17 protein-coding genes are annotated in these 20,152 nt (G+C 47.4%); 6 read left to right on the forward strand and 11 right to left on the reverse strand.

The genetic code is table 11. The annotated features are described in order from the left end of the window. Window positions 1-418 precede the first annotated feature (418 nt). Window positions 419-1,444: a transposase gene (locus K5Q99_RS13260; protein ID WP_220777131.1), complete on the forward strand. Its 1,026-nt coding sequence runs from the start codon at window positions 419-421 to the stop codon at window positions 1,442-1,444. 560 nt (window positions 1,445-2,004) lie between these two features. Here the strand turns inward: K5Q99_RS13260 and relA are convergent. Then, window positions 2,005-4,212, reverse strand: coding sequence for a GTP diphosphokinase (gene relA, locus K5Q99_RS13265; protein ID WP_220777132.1), 2,208 nt, complete (start codon window positions 4,210-4,212; stop codon window positions 2,005-2,007). A gap of 152 nt (window positions 4,213-4,364) precedes the next feature. Further along, window positions 4,365-5,717: a 23S rRNA (uracil(1939)-C(5))-methyltransferase RlmD gene (gene rlmD / locus K5Q99_RS13270; RefSeq protein ID WP_220777133.1), complete on the reverse strand. Its 1,353-nt coding sequence runs from the start codon at window positions 5,715-5,717 to the stop codon at window positions 4,365-4,367. 100 nt (window positions 5,718-5,817) lie between these two features. On the opposite strand from rlmD, the gene barA reads away from it, so the two are divergent. The 3 genes from barA (at window position 5,818) to K5Q99_RS13285 (ending at window position 9,715) form a co-directional block, all read left to right on the forward strand. Then, on the forward strand, window positions 5,818-8,619 hold the full coding sequence (barA, locus tag K5Q99_RS13275; protein ID WP_220777134.1) for a two-component sensor histidine kinase BarA: 2,802 nt from the start codon (window positions 5,818-5,820) through the stop codon (window positions 8,617-8,619). Next, window positions 8,594-9,193 carry a YjaG family protein gene (locus tag K5Q99_RS13280; RefSeq protein ID WP_220777135.1) on the forward strand — a complete coding sequence of 200 codons (600 nt, stop codon included), beginning with the start codon at window positions 8,594-8,596 and terminating at the stop codon, window positions 9,191-9,193. The genes barA and K5Q99_RS13280 overlap by 26 nt, the downstream gene beginning before the upstream one ends. A gap of 288 nt (window positions 9,194-9,481) precedes the next feature. Continuing rightward, entirely contained in the window at window positions 9,482-9,715 is a 234-nt protein-coding gene (locus K5Q99_RS13285) for a DUF3319 domain-containing protein (RefSeq protein ID WP_106651239.1), read from the forward strand. Between the two features lie 21 nt (window positions 9,716-9,736). Here K5Q99_RS13285 and K5Q99_RS13290 read toward each other — a convergent pair whose 3' ends face one another. Then, window positions 9,737-10,636, reverse strand: a complete 900-nt coding sequence (locus tag K5Q99_RS13290) for a LysR family transcriptional regulator (RefSeq protein WP_126492526.1) — start codon at window positions 10,634-10,636, stop codon at window positions 9,737-9,739. Between the two features lie 300 nt (window positions 10,637-10,936). On the opposite strand from K5Q99_RS13290, the gene K5Q99_RS13295 reads away from it, so the two are divergent. Together K5Q99_RS13295 and recN are read left to right on the forward strand one after the other, a co-directional pair. Continuing rightward, a complete protein-coding gene (locus K5Q99_RS13295; protein WP_220777136.1) occupies window positions 10,937-11,899 on the forward strand; it encodes an AEC family transporter in 963 nt (320 codons plus the stop codon). 128 nt (window positions 11,900-12,027) lie between these two features. Continuing rightward, entirely contained in the window at window positions 12,028-13,686 is a 1,659-nt protein-coding gene (gene recN / locus K5Q99_RS13300; RefSeq protein ID WP_220777137.1) for a DNA repair protein RecN, read from the forward strand. A gap of 143 nt (window positions 13,687-13,829) precedes the next feature. On the opposite strand, the gene K5Q99_RS13305 is transcribed toward recN, so the two are convergent. From K5Q99_RS13305 to nrdR, 8 genes are all read right to left on the reverse strand, one after another. After that, complete coding sequence (locus K5Q99_RS13305; protein WP_220777138.1) at window positions 13,830-14,324, reverse strand: phosphatidylglycerophosphatase A family protein; 495 nt, start codon at window positions 14,322-14,324, stop codon at window positions 13,830-13,832. 15 nt (window positions 14,325-14,339) lie between these two features. Continuing rightward, window positions 14,340-15,296 (reverse strand): thiamine-phosphate kinase, encoded by a 957-nt coding sequence (thiL, locus tag K5Q99_RS13310; protein WP_220593061.1) that lies wholly within the window; start codon window positions 15,294-15,296, stop codon window positions 14,340-14,342. 78 nt (window positions 15,297-15,374) lie between these two features. Next, on the reverse strand, window positions 15,375-15,779 hold the full coding sequence (gene nusB, locus K5Q99_RS13315) for a transcription antitermination factor NusB (RefSeq protein ID WP_006082638.1): 405 nt from the start codon (window positions 15,777-15,779) through the stop codon (window positions 15,375-15,377). 11 nt (window positions 15,780-15,790) lie between these two features. Continuing rightward, complete coding sequence (ribH, locus tag K5Q99_RS13320) at window positions 15,791-16,270, reverse strand: 6,7-dimethyl-8-ribityllumazine synthase (protein ID WP_006082639.1); 480 nt, start codon at window positions 16,268-16,270, stop codon at window positions 15,791-15,793. 130 nt (window positions 16,271-16,400) lie between these two features. Next, complete coding sequence (ribBA, locus tag K5Q99_RS13325; RefSeq protein ID WP_006082640.1) at window positions 16,401-17,504, reverse strand: bifunctional 3,4-dihydroxy-2-butanone-4-phosphate synthase/GTP cyclohydrolase II; 1,104 nt, start codon at window positions 17,502-17,504, stop codon at window positions 16,401-16,403. Window positions 17,505-17,570: 66 nt separating this feature from the next. Continuing rightward, the gene (locus K5Q99_RS13330; protein WP_220777139.1) at window positions 17,571-18,227 is read right to left on the reverse strand and encodes a riboflavin synthase; all 657 of its coding nucleotides are present in this window, start codon (window positions 18,225-18,227) and stop codon (window positions 17,571-17,573) included. A 113-nt stretch (window positions 18,228-18,340) separates the two neighbouring features. Further along, on the reverse strand, window positions 18,341-19,510 hold the full coding sequence (gene ribD / locus K5Q99_RS13335; protein WP_220777140.1) for a bifunctional diaminohydroxyphosphoribosylaminopyrimidine deaminase/5-amino-6-(5-phosphoribosylamino)uracil reductase RibD: 1,170 nt from the start codon (window positions 19,508-19,510) through the stop codon (window positions 18,341-18,343). Window positions 19,511-19,629: 119 nt separating this feature from the next. Further along, window positions 19,630-20,079 (reverse strand): transcriptional regulator NrdR, encoded by a 450-nt coding sequence (gene nrdR, locus K5Q99_RS13340; protein WP_006082643.1) that lies wholly within the window; start codon window positions 20,077-20,079, stop codon window positions 19,630-19,632. Window positions 20,080-20,152: the final 73 nt, after the last annotated feature.

Consider the following 20,152-nt stretch of genomic DNA (forward strand, 5'->3'; position numbering starts at 1 on the left):
TACAGAGATCAGAAATTGTGAAGCGGTTGGCGCTGTAACACTCAACCCAGATAAGGCACCAGAAGAAGGCGTAATAAATGCAGCTTAATATTTAAACAAAGAGTGACAACTATCTTGAAAAACACCGTGGGTAGAATCGCTACTGTTTGAACTAGAAGCAGTTTTTGCTATTGAGAAGATAGAGAGGACAGCGAAGATAGAGAGGACAGCCACATCTTTTGTGTTTTGCGCACTCCTCTACTAGGCTTTACATTATCTTGCTTTTGTCGTTTTGGAGCGTCTTATGACCTCAGCCAGAAGACAGCTAATTGATGCTAATGTAACAGTAACAGTAAAAAGGACAGCCACATCTTTTGTGTTTTGCGCACTCCTCTACTAGGCTTTACATTATCTTGCTTTTGTCTGTTTGGAGTTTGCTATGACCTCAGCCAGAAGACAGCTAATTGATGCTAATGTGACGCCTTTCTATCATGTGATAAATCGCTGTGTTCGAAGGGCTTTTCTGTGCGGTGAAGATAGACTGTCAGGTCGCAGTTATGAGCATCGTCGCGGCTGGATTGTTGATAAAATCAAGGTATTATCTGCGATTTTCTGCATTGATATTTGCGCCTATGCGGTGATGAGTAATCACTATCATTTAGTGCTTAAAATTGATGTCGACAAGGCCAAATCGTTAACGCAAAAAGATATTATCAGTCGCTGGTGTCAAATCACTAAAGGCCATGCTGTCGCCACTAAGTATATGAATGGTGATGCTTTAATCGACGGTGAAGTGATGTTACTTGATGCATTACTCGCCGAGTGGCATGAGCGACTGAGCAGTATCTCTTGGTTTATGCGTTGTTTAAATGAAGAAATTGCCCGTAAAGCCAATCGTGAAGATGAGTGTAAAGGCGCCTTTTGGGAGGGGCGTTTTAAGTCGCAAGCGCTGTTAGATGAGCAAGCACTACTGGCCTGCATGATGTATGTCGATTTAAATCCTATTCGAGCAGGGATTGCCGACTCTTTACAATCCTCTGATTTTACATCGATTCAGGAGCGCGTGAATGCACTTAATCCTCATATCAACGCGCTCCAACTGGCCAAAACTACCGCAGATAACCTACAGCAAAAACCGCATAAAGCCCTCGCAAAATTTGATGGTTCAACACTTCTGAGTCAGCAAACGGGTATTCCGTTTCATTTTGCTGATTATCTTGAATTAATAGATTGGACGGGACGAGCTATGCGCCTTGATAAAAAAGGCTATATCGATAATGAACGGCCGAAACTGCTCAATGAATTAGGCATTTCGCCCGATGCGTGGCTCACTTCAGCCAAAGAGTTTCGCCGTCAATACAGTGGCATAAGTGGTCGATGGGATAGCATGTGCGAGTTTAAAAAGCAGCACAACAGCGGCAAATGGTGTAAAGGTAAAGCCTCAAGCCAAGCATTGCATCCTTAAGCGCATCATGGCCGACGATTCTGCGCTTAGAATTGTTTTTTTATCCGAAATGAAGATGATTTCGCGCAAAACGTAGCTCACTTCTGTCCAATAGAGTGGTGCCTATAATCGTTAAGATTAGATCTAGTCTTTAGAACCTACTGGTTACGCAAGCGCTCGAAAGGTGCGCCATGGTGATTTGCGAGACGACCGTCCGCCCTATGGCCGCTTTTTGGCATCCATGCCATCGCGGCATTTGTGAATCCTTTCACATCAGACGGGGCGGTCGAGCATCCACGGAGGACTTGAACAACATCCCTGTTTAACTGCCAGCTCGCCATCTGATAGGCAGGACGCCTGAATGTCGTGCAATGCAGGGATACATGAGAACGACCATGGCTCTCGTTCATAAGCTCAGAAACCCTAGGTTTCTATTCACCGCGTCGACGAGCAAATGCCATGGCAAACCATTGCTCAGAACGATGAACAGCCTCCCTACCGCCCCAATCCTTTATCTCTTGCTTCTAGATGGCTTCTAGATGGCTTCTAGATATCGCTCGCGCCGAAAGGCATCGCTAACCTTAAAGCCGTCTTGCCTCGATCACGCTATCGACTTGAGTCAGTTTCGATAACACCCGCGATAAACCATCGAGATTATAAAGCTCTAGTTCCAACTCAATCGCAGCTGTCTGGTTTTTAGTATCCGATGAAGAGCTCATGGCTAATACATTGGATTTTTCGGCCGCCAGCACTGAGGTTAAGTCACGCAATAAGCCACTGCGATCGTGGGCCAATACCCGCAGACGCATGCGATAACCGCCGGAGTAATTTTCGCCCCAGACCACATCGACGCCGCGCTCTGGGTGAACCCGCATTAACTCTTTAACTTGTTCACAATCAGCGCGATGCACAGAAATGCCACGGCCCTTAGTGATAAAACCTAAGATCTCATCACCGGGAACTGGCTGACAACAACGGGCAATATGGTTAAGCAAGTTACCCACACCGTTGACTTCAACCTGACCACGGCCACTGGATGTCGGTTTGTGTTGGCCTTTCTTAACTAATTCTTCGACCGCATCTTCTTCTGACACTTCGTCGAGTCGCAGACGGCTTTGAATATGGTTAACCACTTGATGCAGACGCACATCACCGCCGCCAATGGCCGCCAGTAAGTCATCCATGCTCGCCATATTAAAGCGCTCGACCGCGATGGCCGCGTCTTTAATTTTAAGGCTCACCCGCGCCAATTCAGATTCGAGCATTTCTTTGCCGGCGACAATATTCTTGTCTCTGTCCTGCTGCTTAAACCAATGCTGAATTTTCGAACGCGCCCGTGAAGTACGGATATAACCTAAGTTAGGGTTAAGCCAATCGCGCTTGGGGTTGGGCTGTTTCGAGGTGATGATCTCGATACGCTCGCCCGTTTCAACCTGATAAATGAACGGCACAATACGGCCATCGACCTTAGCACCAATACATTTGTGTCCCACTTGGGAGTGAATGTAATAGGCAAAGTCGAGCACGGTTGAGCCCAGTGGCAAGTCGACAACTTCACCGCTTGGGGTGAACACATAGACTCTGTCTTCAAACACTTGGCTGCGCACTTCTTCGACCAAATTGCCACTTTCGACCACGTCTTCCTGCCATTGCAGAATTTTACGCAGCCAGTTAATTTTTTCTTCGTAGCCGCTTTGCTTACCGGAATGATTGCCTTCTTTATATTTCCAATGCGCGGCCACACCCAGTTCTGCATCTTCATGCATGTCTTGGGTACGAATTTGAATTTCAACGGTTTTGCCCTCAGGCCCCACCACTACGGTATGAATCGATTGATAACCGTTAGGTTTAGGGTTAGCGACATAGTCGTCAAATTCCCGCGGAATATGGTGCCAAAGCGTATGCACAACACCTAATGCACCATAACAATCCTGTAAACGCTCAGTCACGATACGCACGGCGCGCACGTCAAACAACTCATCAAATTTGAGGTGCTTGCCCTTCATCTTGCGCCAGATACTGTAGATATGTTTCGGCCGGCCGTAGACCTTAGCACGAATTTGATCTTCATCTAATCTTTGTTGCAACTGGCTGACAAACTTATCGATAAAGACTTCACGGTCCAGTCGTTTGCCATCTAATTGCTTAGCGATGTCTTTGTAGGTATCAGGATGCAAGTAGCGAAAAGAAATATCTTCCAGCTCCCACTTCAATTGCCCAATCCCTAAACGGTTAGCCAGCGGCGCATAAATATCGGCAATTTCGCGGGCCAACAGCACGCGAGTTTCTTCATCGGCATTTTTCACCGCCCGCAGCAAACACACACGCTCAGCAAGCTTAATCACCACAGCGCGCACATCTTCAACCATAGCCAATAACATGCGGCGGATATTGTCGATTTGCGGCTCGGTGGAGCGACTATTGGGATTGATTTTTAAGGCGCCGATGGCATTCATGGTCACAACGCTCGCCACTAAACGCGCCAGCGGCTCACCAAATTTTTCTTTGATGGCGTCTTCGGTCAGTAACCCAGCATCGAACACCACAAACAGAATCGCCGCTTGCAGGGTTTCAATGTCCATGTTCAGCGGTGCGAGGATTTCAATCATCTCTCGAGCACGTTCGAGCAGTTCTCTCTTCGCCGCAGGACTCTTGGCGGGTAAGGCGTCAATCTGCCCTATCAAGGAGAGCAGCATCTGCGCTTCATCGGCATGACCGACATAGCGAGCCACCCAATCTTCTAAGTGAAAATCGGGATCATTAAAGTGCGCTTCGCGAACAGAGACCATCTAATTTATTTCCTTATCCGTGCTCAGAGAGAAAGTGGGCACCACTTCAGCTCTCCTATCTTCAGCATTGGCGCGAACTTGTCAAACCCAACCGACGTAATAATCACATTTTTTACGTTATTCAAACGCTTTGCTTACTTTGCCAGCGCAAATTACTTGGTTAATTCAAACAGTGCCATGGCTTCGATATGATGTGTTTGTGGGAACATGTCGATAAGTCCCAACTGCTGTAAGCGGTAACCGCGCTCTAACAGTACAGCGCTATCGCGGGCCAAGCTCGCAGGATTACAAGAAACATACACGACTTTGCGCGGCTTCATTTTCTTCAACCATTGCAAGCTTTCAAACGCACCCGCACGGGCAGGATCGAGCAGTAATTTATCAATTTTACCCATCCAAGGCTCAAGGGATAAATCCGCGCTTAAGTCGCCATGGTAAAAGGTCAGTTTATCAAGATTGTTGGCTTTCGCGTTCACGCGAGCCTGAGTCACCATTTCGGCAACCCCTTCGACGCCAATCACATCAGCGCCCATTTTCGCTAAGGGCAAACTGAAATTACCCATGCCGCAGAACAAATCCAAAATGCGCTCATCTGGCGCTGGCGCTAACCAATCCATCGCTTGAGCGACCATGGCCTTGTTAATTTGTCCATTCACTTGCACAAAGTTACCTGGGGTAAAACTTAAACTCACCGCATCCGACTCAGCTTTGTCATCTAACAGCTGATAAACCGGTAATACTAACTCAGCGCCGACGCCTTGGAATTGGCCTTCGTTGTCCTGCAAACAAATATGGATCTGATGCTGCTCGGCAAAGGCTGACAACTTAGCGAGATCTTTATCATTTAGCGCCTTAGTGATCCGCAGCACAGCGAAATGACCATTATCGGCGGCAATCAACTCAAGATGGCCTAAGCTGGCTTTAGCCGACAATTGGTTCAGCAACTTAGCAAAGGGGACGATCAAGTCCGATAACGGCTTAGCTAACACCAGACACTGGCTGATTGGCACCACATTGCTGCTACTGGCGGCACGAAAACCTAAGCTTAAGTGCTTGGTATTTTTATCAAATAAAGTTGCAAGACGGGCGCGGCGACGATAATGCCAGCCTTCCCCCGTTAATGCGGGCGATAAAGCTCCGCCTTCTGTGCCAGCAAACTTCGCCATAATATCCAGCAGCGCGGCTTCTTTATGCTCCCGCTGGCTAGCTAATGACATATGCTGTAAGTCGCAGCCACCGCAGGTGTGATAATGTAGACACTCGGGCGTAACGCGCTCAGGGCTTGATGAATCGACTTTAATCAACTTGGCACGGGCATAATTTTTCTTTTGCTCGGTGAGCTGTACCGTCACGGTTTCATCGGGCAAAGCGCCAGGGATAAACACGACTTTACCTTGATGTTGTGCTATACCTGCGCCTAAGTGATCGAGCTGATCCACGCTCAGTGATAACTTAGCCGACAACTGTTTGGAACTATTTGGTTTTGCTTTAAAAAATTGCGCCATTTCGGCCTCTAAATCAATAAAATACTGGCAAAGACCGCCCTCTTTCTGGCAGTCTTATAAAATTATCTTAGTCTCTGTTACAGGAAACACCGCCGCTGCTATGAACCCAGTCAACAACATGACCAAATACAGCCTACGTTCTTGGGTTCTTGTGCTGGCGCTCGCGCCAACAATCTTGGTCGGTATCCTTCTGGGCAGCTACTTTACCATAAATCGTTTTTATGAGCTTGAAGATACGCTCGTCGAACAGGGCAGCAATATTATCGAGCCGCTGTCGATTGCCAGTGAAATCGGTTTAATGGCCAATGATCGCGAGGCGACCAAACGCTTACTCGCCGCGGCGCAGCTCAACAAATCCACCTTAGTGAAATCCATCGCGATTTTCGACGCCAATAATCAACTCTTTGTGACCTCGCACTACCACAAAGATTTTGAAATTATGCGTTATAAAGAAGCCCTCAGCACACTGCATAAAACCGAAATAGAGCATGTGGGAGACAGTCTGATTTTACGGACACCGATTTTCTCCACCGGGCCCAGTGCCGCCCCCGCCAATTACGATATTCAGACAGACGGAGGTCAGCTCTTAGGTTATATCTCCATCATAATCAATAAAGAACGTGCCTTACTCGAGCAGCATAGAGCCGCGGTCGCCGCCTTTATTATCGTGTTGATCGGAGTACAGTTGAACTTACTGTTCACTTTCCGGCTGGTGAAAAACGTCACTCAGCCCATTACCGAGATGGTGCGCGTCGTCGCTAAAATCCGTGAAGGTAAATTGGACGCCCGCTTAGATGGCAACTTGATTGGAGAGCTGGACCTACTCAAACGCGGCATCAATGCCATGGCAGGGTCGCTATCGGAATACCATGATGAGATGCAGCAAAATATCGACCAAGCCACGTCGGATCTGCGGGAAACCTTAGAGCAGATTGAAATCCAAAACGTCGAGTTAGATTTAGCGAAAAAACGTGCCTTAGAAGCCAGCCGAATTAAATCAGAATTCTTAGCCAACATGTCCCACGAGTTACGTACGCCGCTCAATGGCGCTATCGGTTTTGCGCGGCAATTAGTCAAAACACCATTGCATTCGAGCCAAGTGGATTACATCAAGACCATTGAGCGCAGTGCCACTAACCTGCTAGGCATCATCAACGATATTCTCGATTTTTCTAAACTCGAAGCCGGTAAAATGGTGTTGGAAAACATGCCCTTCGGTCTGAGGGAAACCATAGGCGATACCATCACGCTAATCTCGGGCAGCGCTCAGGCCAAGGGCCTAGAACTGGTTGTCGATATCGCCCCTAACGTGCCCGACAATGTTAATGGCGATGCCATGCGCGTGTGCCAAATCATCAATAACTTGGTCGGTAACGCGATTAAATTCACTGACTCTGGCAGCGTGATGGTCAAAATCGAACTGCAAAGCCAGTCGGAAGAACAGGTAGTACTGCGCTGTGATGTGGTCGATACCGGTATTGGTATCGATGAAAGCCAGCAGGACTTTTTATTCCAAGCCTTTGGCCAAGCCGATTCGTCGATTTCCCGCCGCTTTGGTGGCACAGGCTTAGGTTTAGTGATCACTAAGCGTTTAGTAAATCAAATGGGCGGCCAAATCGGCTTTACCTCATCCCCAGAGAAAGGCTCAAACTTCTGGTTCAGTTTGCCGCTCGGCTTAGGTCAGTTCCAAATTGGTGACTCACTGCCGCTCGAAAAACTCAAAGACAAAACCATACTGTTTTACGAGCCACGCGTGCTGACTCATGCTGTCTTGAGTCGCCAATTGAATCAATGGGATACCAAAGTCACCCACCATCAGCATATCCCAAGTTTGCTGACCACGCTCAACACGGCCGAAGCGCCATACGACTATGTTCTCTTGAGTTGCCATGGTTTTAGCGATGCAGCACAACTGGTAAATACACTTAACTTGGCGAAGACCAAAACTGATTGCCTTGTGGTGCTATACGATTGCCAAGAACAGGATGCCTTAACCCAATTTATCCGCCCGAATGCCGATGTGGTATTGTCTCTGCCCGTGAGTGAGCAACAGCTTGCCCGCAACTTACTCTATCCACCGATGGAATACGACATCATAGCCCCAGTGACCATAGCCACTCCGGCTGCGCGCCAATCCTTAACCGTACTGGCGGTGGATGATAACTTTGCCAACTTAAAGCTAATCGACACCTTGCTCAGTGAGTTAGTGACGACGGTTATCGCGGTCAACAGTGGCGATGAAGCGGTTAAACAGGCGAAGACACGCACCTTCGATTTGATTTTTATGGATATTCAGATGCCAGGCACAGATGGCATCAGCGCCACTAAGCAAATTCGCCAAGGCTCAATGAACCGTAACACGCCAATTATTGCCGTAACGGCCCATGCGATTGCTGAAGAACGCGAGCTGATTTTAGGCAGTGGTATGGATGGATATTTGCCTAAACCTATTGATGAAGCGGCGCTCAAAGACGTGATCCATCGCTGGATCACTCGCCCCAAATTCACCCATTTTGACCTGCATACGCTGAACTGGGATTTATGCTTAACCCAAGCTAATCATAAGGCCGATCTCGCCTTAGACATGCTGAGAATGTTGCTCGACTCCTTGCCACAAACCGTTTCGACGATTCAGACGGCGCTGAGTCAAAACGATCATCCCGTCATGCTCAGTACAATCCATAAACTACATGGTGCGAGCTGCTACTGCGGCGTGCCTACAACCCAAAGACTATGCCAAGAAATTGAATCGGCGCTAAAACGTGAAACAGCGGTCGAAGATCTCGAACCCGAAATACTAGAGTTACTTGATGAGTTAACTAAGGTAGAATCTGCGGCAAATCAAGTGATATCACAGCTATCAGCGGAAATAACAGATGACCAAAAAATCGGGCTTCTTTAAACGTCTTAAGGCGTTAACACTGCCACAAAAACAACTCTTCGCCACTGCACTTTGCCAACGCATGTTGCCCAACTATCAACTGTTTTCCGAAGTCTGTGAGTTTGGTGACCCTGCTGTATTGAGCACTGCATTAGAGCTACTGTGGCAATCCCTGTACGATCCTAAGCTTAAATTCAATATCGATGTGCATTTGCAACGTCTTGAAGATAACACCCCAGAACCCGCTGATTTTGAAGCTTATGGCGTCTATCCAGCCATGGATGCTGTGGTCGCCATATCAACCTTGTTGGGTGCGATTCAAGGTAAGATTGAAGAAGATATAGTCAATATCAGCAAACTGTCATCGAGCACTGTGGCTAACTATATCGAAGCCATCAGCGATGTCGAATTAGTCGATGAAGCATTAGATGATTTCGTTTTTGCCCATGAAGTTATGGAAGAAGAAAAAGAGTTACAAAATTCTCTGCTGGAAATTATCGAAGAAAATCCCAAGATCACAGCGGAACTGGTTAAAGGTTTACGCAAAGACATTATCGAAGCTGGCGTATCAAATATCGGCATCAGCGTCGCTTAATTGATGGGTGCTTGGGGCAACTCAAGCACCCTTATTCTTCCTAAACAGTACGTCTAAACAATGTTTCTAAACAATATGTCTAAACAATATGTCTAAACAATATGTCTAAACAATATGTCTAAACAATATGTCTAAACAATATGTCTAAACAATGTTTCTAAACAATATGTCTAAACAATGTTTCTAAACAATAAACCTCTAGTCTCGACTGCAATCACGCTCAAGCAAGCCCCAAAACGAGTAAGACCAAAGCTAGCAAGTTCTATCAGCCAATATTGAGTTATTCCAATGAGAAAGATTGTTTATCAAGGATTTGTCTTAACCAATAGCGAAGGACGAACCGACAGTTGGAAACTGACCATCAAAGATCAACAGCGTATCGGTTCTTTATTCGAACTGCGGCGTTTAGTGGGATACTTCTTAGAACTCGGCATATTACCCGCGACACGCTCCAGCCTGCAAGACGCGAAACAAACGCAAAATACCATGAGCAAAAACACGGTAAAACCTAAAAGACGTTAAGCATTCGTTCCCCTCGTTAAATCAACGCATAGAGAATAACTCTGGCGCCTTTGACTGCATAAACTCAATAAAGACTCTGACCTTTAGCGGCTGCTGGCTGCGTTGATGATATAAAATCGAAATCCGCCTCTGCTCGCCAATCCATTCTGGCAATAATACTTTAAGTTTCCCTTCTTTAATCTGCTGTTTTACAAATAGTTCGGGACCATACAAGATCCCGCCATGGCCTAAGGTCGCCTGAATCGCACCGTGTAAATCCGTGAGGGTCAGCTTAGTTGGGCCATTAAAATAAAAAGACTCACCGCTCGGATGCTTTAAATGCCAATTAAACAGCGGCCAGACTTTTATCAGTTGATGGGCTTCAAGATCATCGGGATGCTCAAGTTTAGGTGCCTGAGCCAAATATTCTGGCGTGGCAAACAGGCAATAATCCAGCTCGCCTAAGGTACTCGACACCCAAGAAGAATCAGGCTGAGCCCCGCCGACAATCGCCACATCTATGCCCTTGTCGATCAAATCCACTAACTCATTGCTCTGGGAAATGTGCAAACGGATATCGGGATATAGGCGGCCAAATTCATTTAAAGCTTGAATAAACACGATGGAAATAATCGAAATCGGCGCGGCAATACGCAAGGTTCCCTCGGGTTTATCGCAGCCTAAACCACTCAGTTCATCAAATTGAGCAACCACACTCTGGTAGCGTTGAAAGAGTGCCAGCCCTTCCTCCGTCAATCGTAACTTGCGGGTACTGCGCATAAAGAGCTGTTTATCGAGCTTCTCTTCCAACTTAGCTAACTTGCGGCTCACTGTGGCAATGGGCATATCAAGCTCCTTCGCCGCCTGCGAAAAACTGCCCGCATTGACTAAATGCACAAAAAGATAGACAAGTTGTAGTTCAGCGCCTAAATCATCACTCATTGCATATCCTAATTCTGTTCTAGCAGCCCACTTTAGGCACTATATAAAGTCATCAACAATCACAGCGTACGCTAAGTCATTGTTTTTTTAAACATCAATTAATCCACTTATACGACCATAGCGCAATAGCCTTAGACTGAAATGATATGTTATTTTGTGGCAAGTTTTACTGCGCTGGCGCTAGTTCTGGCTCTAAAGTGACATAAAAAAGGCAAGCGCCCACATAAAATCATAGCGATAGAAGAAATGACGGTGATGGCTGAGTTTATTCAAATTAAATCGTAAGGATGAGTGAGGGAAATGACCATTTTAACCCCTCTGTTTGCCGTCTTCGGGATCATGTTGCTCGGCACACTAGTGCAAAAATTAAAACTCTTGCCCGTTGATACGGACCAAGTGCTAAACCAATATGTGTACTATATTGCATTCCCCGCGATCATGCTTATTGCCCTCGCGCAGCAGCCGATTGGTAAGATTTTGCAATGGGGATTTATTGCGGGCTACAGCACGGCTATGGTGATCACTTATCTTGTCTGCCTTGGGCTCTCGCTGCTTGCTAACCCTAAACAGCATGCGGTTGCCGCTATTCGAGCCCTCAATGCTACCTTTGGTAATACCGCATTTATTGGTATTCCACTACTCATCATCCTCTTTCCGCAGCAGCAAAGCGCCTTAGTCGCCGCTGCGATTGCCAGCTTATTATCCGTGCTGATGTTTGCCGTCGCCTTAGTCTCGATGGAACTGGCCACAAACACACAAAGACAACACCACGCCTTAGTCATAATGGCGATGGCGGTCGGTAAAAACCCTATCGTTATTGGTAGCTTAATTGGTGTCAGCATTTCGGCGCTAGAGATAAAACTACCTTCTGGGCTGGCGCTAATGATCCAGCAAATTGGCAATACCTCAAGCCCCTGCGCCCTATTTGCTATCGGCATGGTACTCGCCAAAGCGATGCGCTACCAGAAAGATAGCAGCGTATTTAGCCCCAAGAATTTTATCGAACTGAGCCTTATCAACCTCTTCAAGCTGGCTATCCAACCGGCACTCGTCTACTTTATGCTTAACCGTTTTGGAGTCAGTGGTGACTACCTGATCATGGGCGTGATCTTGAGCGCACTGCCCACAGCCGCTAGCGTGTACTTACTCGCCCAGCGTTATAATACTCAGGCTTCAACCAGTGCTCAGGGCATTCTATTTGGCACCTTAGTTACTTTCTTTAGTTTGCCTATCTTAGAAAGCTTAGTAAGAACCCACGCATAATCAGTTAATTAAAAATATTTACTGCCAATAATGCCGATTATTTACCCAAGCCACTTTACTGTATATAAAATCAGTATATACTGTTTATCAATACAGTGGTTTGGTAAGTTTTTCGACAGGAATTCACTATGCTTTGCCAACTCAGCATTAATAACTTCGCTATCGTCCGTTTTTTAGAACTGGATTTTCGCCCCGGTATGACCAGCATCACAGGTGAAACCGGTGCAGGTAAATCGATCGCCATCGATGCGTTAGGCCTGTGCCTAGGCAATCGCGCCGATGCCAGCAGTGTTCGCCCAGGAGCCAATAAAACCGAGGTCAGCGCCCGCTTTTCCTTGGATGATATTCCACTGGCAAAACGTTGGTTAGAAGATAACGATCTTGAACTCGATGATGAGTGTATCCTACGTCGAACTATTGGTAGCGATGGCCGTTCACGCGCCTATATCAATGGGAATCCAGTGCCGCTGACGCAACTCAAATTACTGGGTCAGTTGCTCATCGGTATTCACGGCCAACATGCGCACCATGCAATGTTAAAAAGTGAACACCAACTCACCCTGCTCGACAGTTATGCCAACCACAGATTGCTTATCGATACGGTTGCCGCCAGTTTTCAACGCTGCAAACAAATTGAGGCCGATCTAAAACAGCTTGAAGCCTCCCAACATGAACGTATTGCCCGTAAGCAATTAGTGCAATATCAAGTAGAAGAACTCGATGAGTTTGATCTTAAAGTCGATGAGTTCGATGAAATTGAGCAAGAGCACAAACGTCTGGCCAATGGCACTGAGTTGATTGATACCTGTCAGGCGAGTCTAGATATACTCACTGAGGGCGAAGAAAACAACATAGAGTCACTGCTCAACCGAGTGGTTTCCCTCGCCGAAGATCTGCAAAGCTACGATCCTGCATTAAGCAATATCAACACTATGCTCAATGATGCATTAATCCAAGTGCAAGAAAGCGCAGGCGAATTACAGCACTATTTGAGTAAGCTTGAACTCGATCCAACCCATTTCGCCTATTTAGAAGAACGGCTATCAAAAGCCATGCAACTGGCGCGTAAGCACCATGTCAGCCCAAATAAACTGGCCGAACATCATTTAGCATTAAAGGCAGAACTGAGCACCTTAGACAGTGACGAAAGCAAGCTCGAAGAAATTCAATTGCAGGTCGATGCCAGCAGAGCCGCTTACCTTAGCAACGCACAAAAGCTCAGTCAAAGCCGCGCTCGATATGCCAAAGAACTCGACAAACTCGTGACTCAGTCAATCCACGAACTGAATATGCCAAAGGGTAAATTTACTATCGAAGTCAATTTCAACCCAGAGCAAATGTCAGCCAATGGCAGTGACAATATCGAATTTATGGTCACCACTAACCCTGGCCAACCCTTGCAACCGATTTCGAAAGTCGCATCTGGCGGTGAACTTTCACGGATAGGCTTAGGTATCCAAGTGATTACCGCGAAGAAAGTTGCCACGCCGACATTAATTTTCGATGAGGTGGATGTCGGGATTTCCGGACCCACCGCCGCAGTGGTGGGCCGCATGTTACGTAGCTTAGGGGAATCGACCCAAGTACTGTGCGTGACTCACTTGCCGCAAGTTGCGGGCAATGGTCATCAACACATGTTCGTCGATAAATTTAATAAGGCGGGCAGTACTGAGACCACGATGAAGTCGCTCGATCGTGAGCAACGCATTCAAGAGCTGGCAAGGCTGTTAGGTGGCGATACTATCACCAGCAATACCCTAGCGAACGCAAGGGAACTGCTGCAATAGTAGAATCAAACAGAAAAGGGATAAGCAGCGAATCCCTTCAATCAAGCTTCAATCAGAAAAATGCAAAATCAAGAGTAAGGGTTAGTTGTTGCCCATGTTAACTAACAAGTTAAATTAGCTATCATGTCAGACTAGCGAAAATGTTAGCTAACACACCAGACTAGCCCTTGCAGAGAAATAAACGAAAACACGCCCGCTAACACATCGTCAATCATAATGCCAAAGCCACCATGAACTTTGGCATCGAGCCACCGAATAGGCCAAGGTTTGATGATGTCGAAAAAGCGAAATAAACCAAAGCCCACTAACAACCAACCCCAACCACTTGGTGCCGCTAGCATAGTGATCAGTAGCCCAACCACTTCATCCCACACAATAGCACCGTGATCGTGAACCCCCATGTCTTGCGCCGCTTTACCACAGATATAGAATCCTGCGAATACACCCACTAAAGTTAAGCCGATATACCAAGCAAGTGGTAAGGGCGCCATCAATAAATAGAGGGGAATAGCAGCTAAGGTACCAAAGGTTCCGGGCGCTTTAGCGGCGAGTCCGCTACCAAATCCAAGTGCCAAAAAGTGGACAGGATTTTTTAATGACAGGCGCGTTAGCACCTGATCCTTTGACAACCATTTCATTAACATGCTCTTAGCTTAAAAGTGCTCGAAACCGTGATAAGGCGGTGTAAACGGCTCGCCATTGAGTTGCAACTTGAGCTTACTGCCCGCACAAATTTGTCCAACACGAACAAACTTTGCTCCTGCATGGCTCAAGGCAGTTTCCAGTGCGCCTTTTTGCGCCTCAGGAACGGTGAACAGCAATTCGTAATCTTCGCCCCCTGTCAGCGCATAACCTAAAGCACTTTCCTCGCTGACGGTATCTTGCATCGCGCGTGACAGCGGGATGCAATTAACATCGACAACCGCACCGACTGCCGAAGCCTTAAGCACATGACCGATATCCGAGATAAACCCGTCGGAAAGATCGATTGCGCTGGAGGCAAGCGAGCGCAAAGCTTGGCCGGCTAAGACTCTTGGTGTTGGACGATAATGGCGATTAATCAGGAATTCTTTATGTTCGGCTCTGGCTTGCTGCGCACCGCGAATGATATCCAGGCCTAAGGCCGAATCTCCGAGCGTGCCCGTGACATAAATCCAATCACCGGCTTTAGCACCATGACGCGTGAGGGCCTTCCCCTGTGGGACTTGGCCGTGCACTGTGATATTAATCGCCCGTGGGCCACGCGTCGTATCGCCGCCAATTAAGGCAATGCCGTAGTAATCGGCCGCTTCAAATAAACCTTCGCTAAAACCACTGAGCCAAGTTTCATCGACTGCGGGTAACGTCAAGGCAAGCGTCATCCACGCAGGTTCAGCACCCATGGCAGCCAGATCAGATAAATTTACCGCTAAGGCTTTGTAACCTAAGGCAGCAGGAGGCATATCGGGGAAGAAGTGGACATTTTCGACTAAGGTGTCACAGGAGATAGCAATCGACTTGTTTTCTGCGGGTTGCACTAAAGCGCAATCGTCACCGATGCCAAGCTTCACATCACGGCGAGTGGGGCCGCGGTTGCTAAAATAACATTCAATTAATTGGAATTCTTTCACTGTACAGTTTGGCACGACTTACATCGGCCACCTTTGTTAGCAATGAAAAACGGTATCCTAAGATACCGTTTGTCTTTATTACTTGCGTGCAACCAGTTTGTCGAGCAGTCCGTTCACAAACTTATGACTCTCGTCCGCACCGAAAGCTTTTGCCAACTCAATCGCTTCGTTAATCGCGACCTTGTAGGGCACATCTTTACGGAAAGTCAGCTCATAGGTCGCTAAACGAACTATGGCTTTCTCAACTGGAGACACCTCATCAATCGGGCGTTCCAGATGCGGGATGATCAGCTCATCCAATTGGGTTTTCTTCGTTGCAACGCCTGAAAATAGCTCACGAAAATAAGCTACATCAACACCGTCGAGACTTTGTTCAGTTAAAAACTCATGCTCGACATCGGCAATATTATTCCCGCTTAGTTGCCATGAATAGATGGCTTGAACGGCTAAACGGCGGGCCTTGCGGCGCTCAGAAGGCTTCATTATTTTTCCTACTATAACAACTGTTGTTCAAGTTCTTGCAGAACATTGACCATTTCAAGCAGGCTTAAAGCAGCTTCGCCGCCTTTGTTACCCGCTTTGGTACCTGAACGTTCAATCGCTTGTTCAATGGTATCAGTGGTCAAAACACCGAAAGCAACAGGCAGATCAAATTCTAAAGCAACTTGAGCTAGACCTTTATTACATTCGCCTGCAACAAAATCAAAATGAGGAGTACCACCACGGATCACCGCACCTAATGCGATAATACCGTCGAATTTACCACTGGCAGCTACGCGACGCGCAGCTAGCGGCAACTCAACCGCACCTGGTACACGGACAACAGTGATATTGTCGTCGCTGACTTGGCCAAAACGTTTCAGCGTGTCAAGTGCACCTTCAAGCAAGCTCTCAACTAAAAAGCTGTTGAAACGCGAAATTACAATCGCAACTTTGGCATTTTTCGCTTCGATATTACCTTGAACTACGTTCATTATCTTACCTAATTTAGCTAAAGCACCCAGCTCGGGGCGAAAAGTGGCGACATGATATCACAGCCAATTGCCCAGAGCCCTATGCAAATTATCAGAAATTGTTAATTTTACTTTAGTGTAACTTTGGATTTCAGTCTGCCACATACTCAGTCACTTCAAGGCCAAAGCCCGAAAGTGAATGATAACGTTTAGGCGAGCTGAGTAAGCGCATCTTAGTCACGCCAAGGCTGGCGAGGATTTGCGACCCCACACCCACACGGCGCGACGTCCCCTGCCATTTTGCAGAAGCAGGCGCTTGGCCTTGATCTTCAGCTTCAAAGGCTTTCACCTTAGAGAGGATTTCACAGGGATGTTCTTGATTCCCGAGTAAAACCAATACACCACCTTCTGCAGAAATACGCTCCATCGCTTTTTCGAGTGGCCAGCTGCGTTGCTGATCACGCTCTGAGTGGAGTAAATCGTTGAAGGTATTTTGCAAATGCACGCGTACCAAACAATCACTCTTCACCTCGCCTTTGACTAAGGCAAAGTGCAGTTGATTGTCGATAGTGTCTCTGAAGGTCACCATGTCGAACTCGCCGAAACGGGTCGGTAGTTTGCATTTAGCTTCACGCACAACCGTAGTTTCTTTGGTGTTGCGATACTCGATTAATGCGGCGATAGTGCCGATTTTGATGCCGTGCAACTCAGAGAAAATCTCTAAATCAGGGCGACGTGCCATAGTGCCGTCTTCATTCAAAATTTCAACGATAACGCCCGATGGCTCAAGCCCCGCAAGACGGGCTAAATCACAACCCGCTTCAGTGTGGCCCGCGCGGGTTAATACGCCGCCGTCCTGCGCCATTAACGGGAAGATATGCCCAGGTTGAACTAAATCAGACGCTTTAGCCTCTTTAGCCACGGCCGCTTTTACCGTTACCGCGCGGTCGTGGGCCGAAATACCGGTAGTCACGCCTTCGGCTGCTTCAATAGAAACCGTAAAGTTAGTCGAGAACTGGGCGTTGTTATTCGTCACCATTAAGGGTAGGTTTAACTGCTGGCAACGGGCTTTAGTCATAGTCTGGCAAATAAGCCCACGGCCATATTTCGCCATAAAGTTAATCGCTTCTGGCGTTACCATTTCGGCCGCCATGATCAAATCACCTTCGTTTTCTCTGTCTTCGTCATCCATCAAAATAACCATTTTGCCTTGACGAATATCTTCGATGATCTCTTCTATACTGTGCAGCGCCATTGTAGGACCTTATGATTTTGCTGTTGTTATGAAATTCTATACCTTAGCAGTACGATTACCAGTGCACTAACGCACAAAGCCGGCACGGGCTAACATTTCCATGGTGACACCACCGCTCTTGCTGTCTTTGCCATCATAATTCATCAAGCGTTCAAGATAACGGGCGATTAAATCCACTTCGATATTCACCTTATCGCCCGCTTGCAGGTCGATTAACGTGGTTTCACCTGCGGTATGCGGCACTATGGTCAGGCGGAATCGACTACCGTCCACTTCGTTAACCGTCAAACTCACGCCATCAATGGTGATGGAACCTTTATGGGCAATGTAACGCCCAAGCTCTTCGGGGGCGGCTAACCAAAACTCGATGGCTTGACCACGCACTAAGCGTTGCTCAACCATAGCAATACCGTCAACATGGCCGCTGACCATGTGCCCGCCTAAACGTGTGGTTGGGGTAACGGCTTTTTCAAGATTTACCTTAGTGCCCACTTTGTAGTTAGCAAAGCCAGTTAGACTCACGGTTTCGGCAGAAACATCGGCCACATAACCGTCGGCTAATTGCTGCACAACCGTTAAACACACACCGTTGGTGGCAATACTGTCGCCTAAACGCACATCGTTTAAATCCAGTTTGCCGCTCGCCACGGTCAAACGAATATCATCGCCCTTGCGTTCAAGCTTTCGCAGGGTGCCAACGGCTTCAATAATCCCAGTAAACATGGTTAACTCACTTATTCGATAAAGAAGTAATAAGGCATAAGACTCAAGGTTTAACGGTTATCTTGCCCTAATTAAATAAAGAAGTATCAAGCATAACGCTCAAGGTTAAACGGTTATCTGCTCCAATTCGATTTAGATAAAGAGGTATCAGGCTTAACGCTCAAGATTAAACGGGTATCTGGCCCTAATTTGCGCTCATCGAACAAAGTTAATGCAGGAATTTGCGCCATGGTTTGATAATCGGGTAGCTGCAGCAGATTACGCCCTTGCCCGCCGAGGATTTTCATCGCTTGGTACAGCACTAATTCATCAGCCAGCCCCTGTGCTAAAAATGCGCCTGCTAAGGTTGCCCCCGCTTCCACCAGCACGTGATTACAACTTTGGCCTAAATAGCTTAATAGTTCAGGTAAAGATACGCGACCTGCAATTGCTGGTAATACTAGGCAACTCACATGGGAGGGCAATTGTGCTTGAAACTCTGCGGGATAAGCCACGGTCGAGACCAAGAGTATCGGCGATACGATAGCCAAACAGGCGGCCGATAGCGGCAAACGGGCGCGACTGTCGAGTATCACCCTTAATGGCTGCAGTAATTGCGCCTCAGTTACGCAGTCTTTTATGTCGCCAAGTTCTTGATATCGCACATTGAGTGAGGGATCGTCAGCCAATATGGTTTCAATCCCAGTGACCAAGGCGCAGGAACGTAAGCGTAAACGCTGCACGTCGCGGCGAGATTCAGGGCCGGTAATCCATTTAGATACCCCGTTAGACAGCGCGGTTTTACCATCGAGACTCGCAGCCAATTTGACTGTAACTCTGGGTAAACCCGATTCCATCCGCTTCATAAAACCTAAATTCAAGGCATAAGCTTCATCATGGTGTAATCCCACATCCACTTCAATACCGGCGTCGCGCAGCATTTGAATACCGCGCCCACCGACTTGCGGATTAGGATCTTCCACCGCCACCACCACACGTTTGACGCCAATATTGATCAGCACCAAGGCACAGGGCGGCGTGCGGCCATAATGGCTGCAGGGCTCTAAGGTGACATAGGCCGTTGCGCCGCGGGCGTGCTCACCTGCCATACGTAGTGCATGCACTTCGGCGTGGGGCTCACCCGCTTTTTGATGATAACCTTCGCCGACAATCTGGTTATCTTTAACGATAACGCAGCCCACACTGGGATTGGGTCTCGTGGTGTAAAAGCCTTTGCGCGCTAATTGAATCGCGCGGCTCATCATTTGGATATCGAGTACGGACCAACTTATGTTCAAGCTCATGTTCAACCCTGTTGTTAAAGGTTTCGGCTTTCACCAGTCTTACAAACCTGTCTTTTAAATTTGTGCTTTCACGCCAATCGCTCGTACACGTTTGCCTTGTCGGCGACAAAACTCAATGACTACTTTTGCAGTTTAGCGATGGCCTCACCAAATTCAGACACGTCTTCAAAGGCGCGGTACACAGAAGCAAAACGTATATAGGCGACTTTATCTAGGCTCATCAATTGCTCCATCATCAAGTTACCGACCATTTCTGATGGCACTTCTCGCTCGCCAGTGGCGCGCAGGGTAGATTTGATTTTACTGAGTGCTTGCTCGATTTCATCCATAGACACAGGGCGTTTCTCAACGGCGCGCAGCATGCCACCTTGGAGTTTTTCTTCATCGAAGGGTTGGCGTGAACCATCGCGCTTAATCACCCTAGGCATGACTAACTCGGCACCTTCAAAGGTGGTAAATCTTTCATGGCATTCGGTGCATTCTCGGCGACGGCGCACTTGATGGCCTTCCGCCACTAATCGAGAATCGATGACTTTAGTATCTGTCGCGCTGCAAAATGGACAATGCATTGAGCCTCCTGCCAGTGAATGACGTAAAGCCGTTGGCTTTACTATGTTATCTAAGGTTAGCCTGTTTGGTTTA

It is taken from the genome of Shewanella hafniensis (assembly GCF_019655335.1).
Classification (GTDB): domain Bacteria; phylum Pseudomonadota; class Gammaproteobacteria; order Enterobacterales; family Shewanellaceae; genus Shewanella; species Shewanella hafniensis.

Excerpts from the sequence above, each read along its gene's own strand:
- ribD (WP_220777140.1), bottom strand. The coding sequence starts at position 19,510 with ATGAGCTTGAACATAAGTTGGTCCGTACTCGATATCCAAATGATGAGC.
- K5Q99_RS13290 (WP_126492526.1), bottom strand. The coding sequence starts at position 10,636 with ATGAGTGATGATTTAGGCGCTGAACTACAACTTGTCTATCTTTTTGTG.
- nusB (WP_006082638.1), bottom strand. The coding sequence starts at position 15,779 with ATGAAGCCTTCTGAGCGCCGCAAGGCCCGCCGTTTAGCCGTTCAAGCC.
- ribBA (WP_006082640.1), bottom strand. The coding sequence starts at position 17,504 with ATGGCGCTGCACAGTATAGAAGAGATCATCGAAGATATTCGTCAAGGC.
- K5Q99_RS13260 (WP_220777131.1), top strand. The coding sequence starts at position 419 with ATGACCTCAGCCAGAAGACAGCTAATTGATGCTAATGTGACGCCTTTC.
- K5Q99_RS13305 (WP_220777138.1), bottom strand. The coding sequence starts at position 14,324 with ATGAAATGGTTGTCAAAGGATCAGGTGCTAACGCGCCTGTCATTAAAA.
- K5Q99_RS13280 (WP_220777135.1), top strand. The coding sequence starts at position 8,594 with ATGACCAAAAAATCGGGCTTCTTTAAACGTCTTAAGGCGTTAACACTG.
- K5Q99_RS13295 (WP_220777136.1), top strand. The coding sequence starts at position 10,937 with ATGACCATTTTAACCCCTCTGTTTGCCGTCTTCGGGATCATGTTGCTC.
- barA (WP_220777134.1), top strand. The coding sequence starts at position 5,818 with ATGAACCCAGTCAACAACATGACCAAATACAGCCTACGTTCTTGGGTT.
- relA (WP_220777132.1), bottom strand. The coding sequence starts at position 4,212 with ATGGTCTCTGTTCGCGAAGCGCACTTTAATGATCCCGATTTTCACTTA.
- recN (WP_220777137.1), top strand. The coding sequence starts at position 12,028 with ATGCTTTGCCAACTCAGCATTAATAACTTCGCTATCGTCCGTTTTTTA.
- rlmD (WP_220777133.1), bottom strand. The coding sequence starts at position 5,717 with ATGGCGCAATTTTTTAAAGCAAAACCAAATAGTTCCAAACAGTTGTCG.
- ribH (WP_006082639.1), bottom strand. The coding sequence starts at position 16,270 with ATGAACGTAGTTCAAGGTAATATCGAAGCGAAAAATGCCAAAGTTGCG.
- K5Q99_RS13330 (WP_220777139.1), bottom strand. The coding sequence starts at position 18,227 with ATGTTTACTGGGATTATTGAAGCCGTTGGCACCCTGCGAAAGCTTGAA.
- nrdR (WP_006082643.1), bottom strand. The coding sequence starts at position 20,079 with ATGCATTGTCCATTTTGCAGCGCGACAGATACTAAAGTCATCGATTCT.
- K5Q99_RS13285 (WP_106651239.1), top strand. The coding sequence starts at position 9,482 with ATGAGAAAGATTGTTTATCAAGGATTTGTCTTAACCAATAGCGAAGGA.